Here is a 10,188-nt window from a genome sequence, read left to right as displayed (position 1 = left end):
ATTTTCATGTTATCTACCCCATTGAGGTTTTATTTTTTAATGTTTTTTGTATAAATTCAAGAAGACCTTCTACTCTTACAGAAAAATCTAAAAAAAAGAGGTTTTCAGACCATGGAAGTTTCACCCCATCTTTTAAGGTGGTGAGGTAGTTTTCTTGAGACGATAGTTCAAAGGCTCGATAATCGTAATGGTCTGGAAAAGCGATAAAACGTTTTATTCTAAGACCTAAACGTTTTACGATATCCAAAAACTGGATATTATCTCCAAGCCCACAAAAGGCTATAAACTCTTTTTCCGGAATAGGAACAGGTTCTAACCTATGGTTCAAAACCTGCCAGTTTTCTCGGTAAAGCTTAAACACTGGTTTTTGGTTAAACTCAAAATCAAAAGGAAAAAGTTCTTGATAGGTAAGGATAAGGGCGGTAGCTCTTTTTAATCCTGAAAGAGGTTCTCTTAGTTTTCCAAAAGGTAATAACGTTTGGTTCAGGTCTTCTTTTTTTAAAAGCACAAGGTCTATGTCTCTAAAAAGTCTTCTGTGTTGGAATCCGTCATCAAGAAGAATAAGGTTTGCACCAAACTCTTTGATCGCTCTTCTGGCCCCTCTTACCCTATCTTCGTCAACGATAATCACCAGGTCCAAACCTTTTTTCTCAAACACCTTAGCCAAAAAGTAAGGCTCATCCCCTGCCTTTTCCACCGGCTGAAGAACTTTTTTTTGAAAATAAACTAACTGAAAACCCTTAGATCTTCTTTTATAACCTCTTGATACTATGGCTACCTTACCTAAACAAGAAAGCTTTTCAGCCAGATACCTTACCAAAGAGGTTTTTCCACTCCCCCCTACAGAAAGATTCCCAACCGAAATAACCGGGACCTCTAACTTAAAACTTTTAAAAACTCCCAGATCATAAAGAAAATTTCTTAGGGTTATTAAATAACAGTATGGATTTAAAAGATTTAGCATTCCTTAAAAAAAACTATGTTTTGTTTGAGAGTTCTTTTTATTTAAAAGGTCTTTTGTACCCATCACAAAAAAAATGACTCCACCTATCATAGCACTAAGATACTGGCTGAGTATTCTCCAAAGCATGGCAAAGATCCCTATGGACTCAACAGTTAAAAAATCTTTAAAAACTACTATCGCCCCTAATTCTCCTACCCCACTTCCTCCTGGGGTAGGACTTATAAAGATAGCATAGAGTAAAGGTAGTTGGTTTGAAAACAAAGCCCAAAAAGGGGCTTCTTGACGAAAAGCCTTAACCAAAAATATCCCTACCATAAGAAAAGAAAAGTACATAAGAAGACTAAAAAGAATGGCTAAAAAAAACACCTTCTTATGGATTTTAAAGAACTTTTTACAAATAAGTAAATACTTAAAAAAATTAAACTTTAGCCTAAACAAAAACGAAACAGAAATAATCTGAGGCCTTTTTTTAAAAACAGCCTTTGCTACCATAAAAACCAAACCAAAAATAACCAATAAACTTCCTATCATCAACAAAAGCTCTAAACCCTTTTCAGGATGCTTTACGAGATTTTCTAACATAAAAGGAAAAAACAAAAGATAGAAAATTAAACCGGCAAAACCTTTGAGGGTAATTATACTTAAAATCTGAGCTATCTCACCTCCTACCCTTCTTAAAGTATAAAAAGGAAAAACCTCACCACCTAAATGAGCAGGGGTTATGGTAGCTCCGAAGGTGCTTACCAAAGAAACCTGATATCCATACCAAAAAGGATATCTTAAACCCAGAGCCCTTGAAATAAAAAACACCCTCAGGTTATCAAAAGTATGAAAAGAAAACAAGGATAAAAAGGAAAAAAGCAGATGCTTCTTGTTTAAAGAAAAAAGAACCCCTTTTAAATTAGGCGGAATATGTCTCACAAAGATGTACAAAAAAGAAAAACTTACCACCAAAAGAGTTAAAAATATTCCGTAAACGATATTTTTATACATATAAAGTTATAAATATCAAAACCTAACAATTTACAATCATTTATTTTGTGTTATGATTAGGTATTTATCATTTTACCCTTAAATTCGTCTTTAGAAAAGGGGGAAATATGGAACGAAAAATTTTGTGGGCTCCCTGGAGAGGAGAATACGTATCAGGTAAAAAAGACCTTGGTTGTATTTTTTGCCCTCCTGAAGGGAATCTGCCTGATGAAGAAAGACTCATACTTTATAGAGATCCTTTTGTTTTGGTTATCATGAACAAATTCCCTTATAATGCCGGGCACCTTCTGATAGCTCCAAAAAGACATGTAGCTGAACTCGAACAACTAACCCATGAGGAGGTCACCGCTTTGATGAAAATGGCTCAAGAAGCCATCAAGATTTTGAAAGAAGTCTTCAAACCCCATGGGTTTAATGTTGGATTTAATTTGGGAAAAGTGGCAGGAGCTGGATATCCCGACCATCTACACCTGCAAATAGTCCCCAGATGGGAAGGAGATGTTAACTTTTTGGCTGTCCTTGATGAAGTAAGGGTAATCTCCCAACATCTTTTAACTCAATACCGTATCTTATTCCCTTATTTTCAAAAAATCAAGCTTTAACGTTCTGTAAAGATATACATTGTCAAAAGTTTGACTTTTTAGCACATAGGCTATCGATAAATTACATAGGAAACCTTTCAAGAAATCCGGTTTTTTTGTCTTTAAAACGGTATGCTTTTTGATAACTAATGCTATAGTAAAAACATTAGATCTTTATTTTGGAGGAAATAATGCTTACCGTTCAAGCCAAAACCAAACTAAGTTTTGAGTTTAACGGTTATCAATTTAACCTAAAACCTGGGGAAAAGCTGCTTTTTGCTAACGATGTATTTGCTCTTTTACCTAAAGTTCTTCAAAGTCAGTTTGAGAAAACCTATTCTGTCCTTCCTCCTTTTTATGATGGAGAAGACCTAAACGAAAAAACCCTTTTTGTGTTTATGCAAGGTGCCATAGGGGATGTGCTTTGTTCTACGGTGGCTTTACGTGAAATCAAAAGACGCTATCCAAAAAGTAAACTCTGGGTAAGTGTTTCTGGAAGGGCTCGTATAGTCTTAGAAAACCTGCCTTATATAGATAAACTTTTACCTCATCCTGCTCCTATAAAAGAGGTGGTAAAAGCTAACTACATGGTTAAGGCAGTAGAAATGGTTAATTCACCTCACTTTGATAACCTAAACATGGTTGAATGGTTTTTATGGAAGTTTAAGCTTTATTTTGCTGAAGACGAAACCCCTGACGTTTGGGTTGACTTAAACGTGGTAGAAGAGATGAAAAAAATATTTGAAGAATTCAAAGAGGTTTCTGGGAAAGACAAGGTACTGCTTTTTCACTATCTTGCTTCTTCTGTCCACAGAACCCTTCCTCCTAAACTACTCAAGGAAATCGAAGACCTAATCTCTACAGAGTTTGTTCCTGTTATTTGTAGTCTACCTGACGAAGATTTGACAGTAGAGGTAACCCTTGATGTTTACGGGATAAAAGCAGCCAACCTTTCTGCCTTAATGAAAGACCTCAGGTATTTGATAGCTGCTGTTTACTTATCTGACGCAGTCATCACTGCAGATACTTCTACTTTACACATAGCAGGAGGCCTTAAAAAACCTACAGTTTTTATAACCGGTCCTATTGAAGCCAAACTGAGGGCTAATACTTATCCTACAGTTATTCCTGTAAGACCTAATTATACAGGACAAACCTGCAAATCTCCCTGTGGAATCCATGCTATTAATGAACCCTGTTCAGAGGCTAAGGTTAAGCATCAGTTTTACAGCCCCTGTATCGAAAGCATCCCTCCTAAAGTGATTTATTTTGCTTTAAAAGATGCTCTGTTAGCCTGTCAAGAAAACTATAAAAAACCAGAAAGCTGTCCCTTGTGTAGTTTTAGCGGACCTTTTAGCCTGTTTGAGGTCATAAACCAGTACCGCATTTTTGAATGCCCAAGCTGTGGACTTCAATTTGGTTATCCTCGTAAAAGTATGGACTATGATATAGCCTATGAACAAAAGATTGATGACCTTTTAAGTTTTGGAGATACACCTTACAAAAATTATCAACAATTAGAAAAAGAGGAGGACAAAGAACTAAAAAAATGGAAAGGTCTTCCCAGGTTTAACGTATTGCTTCCTATTTTAGAGGTTTTACCTAAGGGTAAACTTTTAGACGTAGAATGTTCAAGTGGTAATTTTATGTTGATTGCTAAGGCTAAAGGGTTTGAGGTTTACGGAATAGATGCAAGTGAAAAAGCGGTTGAACTTGCCAAAAAATACTACAAACTTAGGGTAGCTAAAGCCTTAACCTTTGAAGAACTCCCTTCAGATTTTAAAGGCCCCTATAAGGTAATCACAGCCTTTGAGGTAATCGAACATGTAGAAAACCCTTTAACCTTTCTTAAGGAAATCTACGAACTTTTAGAAGAAGGGGGAGCCACCATCATCAGCTGTCCTCCTTATTTTGCTTTTAAACATTTAGCCAAATCCTATCTAAAATACCAATGGTGGGGCAATGACTACCCACCTCATCACCTAAACCGTTTTAAACCCTGGACCTTGTATTACGGTTTAAAACTTGCCGGGTTTGATGAGGTAGTCATTTTTACAGAACCTTTAATCCCAGGGACCGTGCTTGAAGGAATAACTCCTAAAAGCGCCGAGGTAGAGTTAGATGAAGGACAAAGACTTTTCATTCCTTCAAGATTTACGGCTAATCTGGTTTTAGCAAACCTCACCCCTCTATACATAAACGCACGATACTTAGGAAACTTTCAGTATGCTATAGGAATAAAAGGAAAAAGTGGGCTTAACTGGGAAAAAATTATTCAAAGGGCAATAAATATTTCTGCGGTAGACATACTGTGGAAGGATGATAAAATCTAAAAAGGAGGGTTAATAATGTTTACTCCGTCTCAACTTTTTAAAAATCCTGTTATCCTTGAACCAGAAGAACATAAAAATTTAAAGGTTCTAAAACCTGATAACTATTCCTTTATGGAAGGGGTAGAAATCATACCCCTTGGCTATTCAGAAATACTTCCGGCTACGATGTATTATCCCGTGTTTTTTGGTATGTCTGAGGGGATGGTTTTTCCTTTTGCTGTGCTTGGGGTCCAAGGCAAGAATCCTTATTTAACCAAGGAGGGAAGTTTTAAGATAGACTATATTCCCAAGTTAGTAAAGTTTTATCCCTTTGGGCTGGTTTATCTTAGAGAAGAAGGGAAAGAAAACTTTCTGGTTGCTGTGGACGAGAGATTTACCACAACCGAAGAAGGAGAGCCCCTTTTTACCGAAACAGGAGAAGAGACTTCTTTCTTTGCTGAGGTAAAGAAAAAACTCACTGATTTAGCTTTAGACTTAAAGAAAGCTCTAGAGTTTAGTCAGGATCTTTTAGTAAAAGGTTGTATCACCCAGACATCTTTTGTGATGAACGGACCTTTAGGAAAGGTTGAGTTTAAAAATCTGTTTCTTGCAAACATCGAAACCTTAAAACGCCTTCAGCCTGAAAAACTTTATTATCTAAACACTTCAGGATACCTTCCTGTACTTTATGGAGCCTATTTTAGTGTCAGAAATTTTAAGATTTTTGAACTATTGTATAGTGAAACCATAGAAATTTATTAAATTTTTATCCGCTATCCTTGTTTTGATTCTTTAGGGCTAAGGCTTTTTCTATTTCTTCGGCGATCTCTATACATGTTTTTTCAGGAGAAAAGGCTTCTCTGATAGGTCTTCCTATCACAAGATAGTCTGCGCCAGAAAGGATGGCTTCATAAGGGGTGACTACTCTTACTTGGTCATCCTTTCTTGCTCCTTCCAACCTAATACCCGGGACCACAGTAAACAATTCAGGATAGACTTCTTTTATTTGAGATGTTTCTTTGGCTGAACAAACTATCCCATCACAACCAGCTTTATAAGCAATTTTGGTTAACCTTAAAACCAAGTCTTTAACCTCCCTTACCAGTTCAGCGTTAAAGCCTAATTCCATAAGGTCTGCTCTCTCAAGTGAGGTTAAAACCGTAACAGCTAATATTTTTAGGTTGTTGTAAGCGGCACTTACCGCGCTTTTTAAACTTTCTACCCCAGAAAGAGCATGAACGGTTATCCAATCAACCCCTAAATTAGAGGCTACCCTTATAGTCCTAAGTACAGTATTCGGGATGTCGTTTAATTTTAAATCTAAAAAGATTTTGTTATCGCATCTCTTTTTTATCTCTTCTATTACTTTGGGGCCACAACTTGTATAAAGTTCAAAACCAACTTTAAAGACCCCTACCAAGTCCTTTAGTCTATCTACCCATCTTAAAGCCTCATCTATAGTTGGGACATCTAAAGGGAATACTATCCTATCACGAGGGTTCATCATGGTTCAACTCTTTTATTTGGGTTAGAAATTCTTCTACGTCTTTAAAGTCCTTATAAACTGAAGCAAAACGTATATAAGCCACCTTATCCCAAGCCTTTAAAGCCTGCATTACCCGTTCTCCCAGATATCCAGAAGGCACCTCTTTTTCTCCCCTTTGAATAAGGTCAAGCTCAAGCTCGTTTACAAAACTTAAGATAGCCTCTTCGCTGATAGACCTTTTGTGACAAGCCTTTCTTATGCCTGAAATAAGCTTTTCCCGATTATAAGGTTCTCTTCTTCCATCCTTTTTAACTATCATGATATCTAACTCAAGTTTTTCATAGGTAGTAAACCTGTATCCACAATTGGTACATTCTCGCCTTCTTCTTATGGTATACCCTTCTTCTATAACCCTTGAGTCTATGACTTTGGTTTCTAAGACCTTACATCTTGGACATTTCATAGAGAATTATTATACTTTATTTTGAAAATTTTTAAATTATACGTATCTGTTAAATAAGCTAAACTAACTTGATAATTTTAGCGACAAAAAAGCCTACGGCATCTATTTTATGAGTATAATACCTTTTAGTAAGCCTTAGGTCTGGATGATAAGGTTTGCCTTCCCATTCAGTAACTCCTTCATGATAAGGAAGAGGAGAAACCCAATCTACCAGTTTAGCCTGTCTTTTTCGCAAAAGATAGTCTACTACTTCCTCGTTTTCTTTTGGGTTTATCGTACAGGTGCTATAAACCAACACCCCTCCTGGAGATAAAAGGTCAAAGGCCCTTACTAACAAACCTTTTTGAATAGACTGGAGGTTAGTTTTGCCATATCCTTTTTGATAAAGGATTTCACCTTCAAGACCCACCCTATATCTTCCTTCTCCAGAACAAGGGGCATCGACCAACACCTTATTAAAAGGAATCCCAAAGGGGAACTGTTCTCCTCGATAACGGGTAGTTATGGCAGAAGCAACCCCTAAACGTTTAAGATTGGCTACCAAAGCGGTTAAACGGTCTACTCTTTTGTCGTTAGCTACCACGGTAGCTTTATCTTGGGTTAAAATGGCTATAAGACAAGTTTTCCCTCCTGGAGCAGCACATAAATCAAGCACTAAATCTCCTGGTTTAGGATCAAGGGCTATTACAGGAAGACTACTCGCTAAGGTCATAGAATGGATTAAACCTAAACTATACTCCTCTAAATTTCCTAACGAAACCTCTTCGTTGTTAACCACCCTATAAAAAAAAGGAACCTCTTGAACCGGTTCAAACTGAATATTTTTTTGTCTTAAAATTTCTAAAAGACGCTCCTTCTCCTCGTGAGTTCTTATCTTTAGGGTGTTTATACAAAAATACTGACGATGCTGTTTTTTTAAACATTCTAAAAACTCTGAATAATCAGGGATCAAATCCTGATATTGTGCAAAATACTCTTTATAGTCCAAAGGTCTGTGGTTTTTAACCCTTTCCTTTCCCATTCAACAAAACCTCTTTAAGCTCGGTATGGTCTTTTACTATCAGGTCTGCCAACCTTAGGTGTTCCTCAGGTAAGGTGGTAGTAATAGCTACACAAAAAAGATTTGCCCTTTTGGCTGAAGTCACTCCTGCAGGAGAATTTTCTACCACCAAACCTTGTTCTATCGAGACATTAAAAGCCTTTAACGCCTCTAAATACGGATCTGGATGAGGCTTTCTTTTCTTTATTTTATCCCCTGTAAGTACTACCGAAAAATAAGAATAAAAACTCTTAGGTAAAACTTTCTCTAAAATTTCTGCATGAGAACTGGTAACCAGGGCTAAACCTTTCTTTTCTTTTTTTAAGGTTTCTAAAATACCTGGAACCTCAGGAAAAGGTTTGACTTTCGAGGCATAACGACTAAGAAAAATAGCCTTTTGTTTTTTAAAAAGGTTTTCAAAAAAATTTTTGTCTATGGTAAACCCTTTTTGCAAAAAAATATCTCGGACCATCTCAAACTCTATAGCCCCTTCGTATAGATACACCTCTTCTTCTTTAAACTTTATACCATATTCAGCCAGAGCCTCTATCCAGGCTTTAGCATGATAAGGCATACTGTCTATTAGAGTTCCGTCAAGGTCAAAAAAAACAAAGGGCTTCATATATGGTCCTTTTTTAATCCCTGTCTAAAACTTTTTTGACATAAATCTCAAATTGATTGAGATCAAGCCCTTCCAAGTTTACCAGTTTTTTAGGTTGAGTTTTTCCTTTGAGAATTTTTATCTGCTTCTCTGAAATGTTAAAAATTGTGCTCAAAAATCGGATTAAGGCTTCGTTAGCCTGGTTATTTTGAGGTTTGGCCTTAAGCTCTACCTCTAAAAAATTAGGGAGTTTATAACCTGAAATACGGTCTTTCTTTTTTTCTGGATGAACCTTTATCTCTAACACCATAACAGGAATTTTAGAAAAATAGATATCTGGTTACTAAGTACTGCATCAGGTTTTGAACAAAGTAAATCAAGAAAATCACCAATATAGGGCTCAAGTCTAAACCAGCTATCGGTGGGATAATCCTTCTTGCTGGCCCAAGCACAGGTTCAGTTACCCTATATAAAAACCTTACTACCGGATGATAAGGATAGGGGTTTACCCAAGAGATAATACACCTTGCGATGATAATCCATACATAAACACTTAACAAAAGGTCTATCACCTGGTAAAGAGATTTTAATAGAATGCTTAGCATTTAACCTTTCTTCTCCTTTTGTTCTTTTTTTTCATAGGCCTCTATAATTCGTTGAACGATAGGATGTCTTACTACGTCACTCTTAGTAAAGTAAATAAAAGAAATACCTTCAATACCCTCAAGAACTTCCATAGCCTCAAGAAGACCTGATTTTTTAGGATCAGGCAAATCTATCTGGGTCACGTCTCCGGTGATAACTGCTTTAGAATTTTGCCCAAGACGGGTCAAGAACATTTTCATCTGCTCAGAGGTTGTGTTTTGAGCTTCATCCAAGATGATAAAGGCCTCATTCAAGGTTCTTCCTCTCATAAAGGCTAAGGGAGCTATCTCTATCGCCCCTTTTTGAAACAACCTTGCCACCTTATCAAAGGAAAGCATATCATAAAGAGCATCATACAAAGGCCTAAGATATGGATTAACCTTTTCTGCAATGTCACCAGGTAGAAAACCTAATTTTTCTCCTGCCTCTACCGCAGGTCTGACTAAAATAAGTCTGTTAACCTCTCCTTTCATCAGGTAAGAAACCGCCATAGCAACAGCCAAATAAGTTTTTCCCGTACCAGCAGGTCCTATCCCAAAAACTATTTCAGACCTTCTGATGGCCTCTATATATTTTTTTTGCGTAATACCCTTAGGGGTAATAACCTTACGCCCTGAGGTAACAAAGATGGTATCTAAAAAAATCTCCTTAAGGTTAGCTTTTGGGTTTTCAAGGATAATCCTTGAGGCATATTCTACGTCTGAAGGATAGATGGTATATCCTGATTTTATTAATCCATAAAGCTCAGCTATGGTTTTTTCCGCAAGCTCAAGGTCTATAGGCTCTCCTTTGATAAAGATGTGATTTCCCTTAAGAGAAATCTGAACCCTAAAAAAATTTTCTAAAATTTTAAAATTGTTTCCCCTTTCTCCATAAAGGGTTCTAACAATAGGATAATCCTCTAAAACCACTTCTTTAACGCTTAATTCTGGTTTTACTTCCTGTAAACTCATCAATCCATTACACCTCAACTTTAAAATTTAGTTAGTTAAATAATAAATAATAAATCGAGATTTTCAAGTGCTTAAAAAGAAACCCCCGCGGTTTTGATTTAGAATATTCAACACTCAATTTAAATTTCGGCAGGTAAAAACTGAAAGGTTA

At 36.6% G+C, this 10,188-nt stretch carries 12 protein-coding genes; 3 read left to right on the top strand and 9 right to left on the bottom strand.

What is annotated here, in order from left to right; translation table 11 throughout:
• Positions 1–13 precede the first annotated feature (13 nt).
• Both lpxK and PWP26_RS06285 read right to left on the bottom strand, forming a co-directional pair.
• Positions 14–964 (bottom strand): tetraacyldisaccharide 4'-kinase, encoded by a 951-nt coding sequence (gene lpxK / locus PWP26_RS06290; protein WP_301399254.1) that lies wholly within the window; start codon positions 962–964, stop codon positions 14–16.
• Between the two features lie 3 nt (positions 965–967).
• On the bottom strand, positions 968–1,957 hold the full coding sequence (locus PWP26_RS06285) for a flippase-like domain-containing protein (RefSeq protein ID WP_301399253.1): 990 nt from the start codon (positions 1,955–1,957) through the stop codon (positions 968–970).
• A gap of 107 nt (positions 1,958–2,064) precedes the next feature.
• Here PWP26_RS06285 and PWP26_RS06280 point away from each other — a divergent pair, with 107 nt between their 5' ends.
• The 3 genes from PWP26_RS06280 (at position 2,065) to PWP26_RS06270 (ending at position 5,612) form a co-directional block, all read left to right on the top strand.
• A complete protein-coding gene (locus tag PWP26_RS06280) occupies positions 2,065–2,559 on the top strand; it encodes an HIT domain-containing protein (RefSeq protein WP_287568648.1) in 495 nt (164 codons plus the stop codon).
• A 170-nt stretch (positions 2,560–2,729) separates the two neighbouring features.
• On the top strand, positions 2,730–4,871 hold the full coding sequence (locus PWP26_RS06275) for a methyltransferase domain-containing protein (protein ID WP_301399252.1): 2,142 nt from the start codon (positions 2,730–2,732) through the stop codon (positions 4,869–4,871).
• Positions 4,872–4,886: 15 nt separating this feature from the next.
• Positions 4,887–5,612: a SapC family protein gene (locus PWP26_RS06270; RefSeq protein WP_301399251.1), complete on the top strand. Its 726-nt coding sequence runs from the start codon at positions 4,887–4,889 to the stop codon at positions 5,610–5,612.
• A 4-nt stretch (positions 5,613–5,616) separates the two neighbouring features.
• Here PWP26_RS06270 and pyrF read toward each other — a convergent pair whose 3' ends face one another.
• Genes pyrF through PWP26_RS06235 form a run of 7 tightly spaced genes read right to left on the bottom strand, consistent with a single transcriptional unit; the run spans position 5,617 to position 10,037 of the window.
• The gene (pyrF, locus tag PWP26_RS06265) at positions 5,617–6,357 is read right to left on the bottom strand and encodes an orotidine-5'-phosphate decarboxylase (protein ID WP_301399250.1); all 741 of its coding nucleotides are present in this window, start codon (positions 6,355–6,357) and stop codon (positions 5,617–5,619) included.
• Complete coding sequence (nrdR, locus tag PWP26_RS06260; protein ID WP_022856110.1) at positions 6,341–6,799, bottom strand: transcriptional regulator NrdR; 459 nt, start codon at positions 6,797–6,799, stop codon at positions 6,341–6,343. The genes pyrF and nrdR overlap by 17 nt, the downstream gene beginning before the upstream one ends.
• Positions 6,800–6,857: 58 nt before the next feature.
• On the bottom strand, positions 6,858–7,820 hold the full coding sequence (locus PWP26_RS06255) for an RsmB/NOP family class I SAM-dependent RNA methyltransferase (protein ID WP_273010471.1): 963 nt from the start codon (positions 7,818–7,820) through the stop codon (positions 6,858–6,860).
• Entirely contained in the window at positions 7,801–8,460 is a 660-nt protein-coding gene (locus tag PWP26_RS06250; protein WP_273010470.1) for an HAD family phosphatase, read from the bottom strand. Before PWP26_RS06250 ends, PWP26_RS06255 begins: the two co-directional genes overlap by 20 nt.
• Positions 8,461–8,473: 13 nt before the next feature.
• On the bottom strand, positions 8,474–8,749 hold the full coding sequence (locus PWP26_RS06245) for a DUF167 domain-containing protein (protein WP_051754500.1): 276 nt from the start codon (positions 8,747–8,749) through the stop codon (positions 8,474–8,476).
• A gap of 10 nt (positions 8,750–8,759) precedes the next feature.
• The gene (locus PWP26_RS06240; RefSeq protein ID WP_038061707.1) at positions 8,760–9,044 is read right to left on the bottom strand and encodes a YggT family protein; all 285 of its coding nucleotides are present in this window, start codon (positions 9,042–9,044) and stop codon (positions 8,760–8,762) included.
• A complete protein-coding gene (locus PWP26_RS06235; RefSeq protein ID WP_038061709.1) occupies positions 9,045–10,037 on the bottom strand; it encodes a PhoH family protein in 993 nt (330 codons plus the stop codon). It abuts the gene before it with no gap.
• Between the last annotated feature and the right edge of the window lie 151 nt (positions 10,038–10,188).

Source organism: Thermodesulfobacterium sp. (assembly GCF_030445475.1).
Classification (GTDB): Bacteria; Desulfobacterota; Thermodesulfobacteria; order Thermodesulfobacteriales; family Thermodesulfobacteriaceae; genus Thermodesulfobacterium; species Thermodesulfobacterium commune.
Note: the sequence above shows the minus strand (reverse complement) of the source record. Positions and strands in the feature narration are given on the sequence as shown.

Excerpts from the sequence above, each read along its gene's own strand:
- lpxK (WP_301399254.1), bottom strand. The coding sequence starts at position 964 with ATGCTAAATCTTTTAAATCCATACTGTTATTTAATAACCCTAAGAAAT.
- PWP26_RS06285 (WP_301399253.1), bottom strand. The coding sequence starts at position 1,957 with ATGTATAAAAATATCGTTTACGGAATATTTTTAACTCTTTTGGTGGTA.
- PWP26_RS06280 (WP_287568648.1), top strand. The coding sequence starts at position 2,065 with ATGGAACGAAAAATTTTGTGGGCTCCCTGGAGAGGAGAATACGTATCA.
- PWP26_RS06275 (WP_301399252.1), top strand. The coding sequence starts at position 2,730 with ATGCTTACCGTTCAAGCCAAAACCAAACTAAGTTTTGAGTTTAACGGT.
- PWP26_RS06270 (WP_301399251.1), top strand. The coding sequence starts at position 4,887 with ATGTTTACTCCGTCTCAACTTTTTAAAAATCCTGTTATCCTTGAACCA.
- pyrF (WP_301399250.1), bottom strand. The coding sequence starts at position 6,357 with ATGATGAACCCTCGTGATAGGATAGTATTCCCTTTAGATGTCCCAACT.
- nrdR (WP_022856110.1), bottom strand. The coding sequence starts at position 6,799 with ATGAAATGTCCAAGATGTAAGGTCTTAGAAACCAAAGTCATAGACTCA.
- PWP26_RS06255 (WP_273010471.1), bottom strand. The coding sequence starts at position 7,820 with ATGGGAAAGGAAAGGGTTAAAAACCACAGACCTTTGGACTATAAAGAG.
- PWP26_RS06250 (WP_273010470.1), bottom strand. The coding sequence starts at position 8,460 with ATGAAGCCCTTTGTTTTTTTTGACCTTGACGGAACTCTAATAGACAGT.
- PWP26_RS06245 (WP_051754500.1), bottom strand. The coding sequence starts at position 8,749 with ATGGTGTTAGAGATAAAGGTTCATCCAGAAAAAAAGAAAGACCGTATT.
- PWP26_RS06240 (WP_038061707.1), bottom strand. The coding sequence starts at position 9,044 with ATGCTAAGCATTCTATTAAAATCTCTTTACCAGGTGATAGACCTTTTG.
- PWP26_RS06235 (WP_038061709.1), bottom strand. The coding sequence starts at position 10,037 with ATGAGTTTACAGGAAGTAAAACCAGAATTAAGCGTTAAAGAAGTGGTT.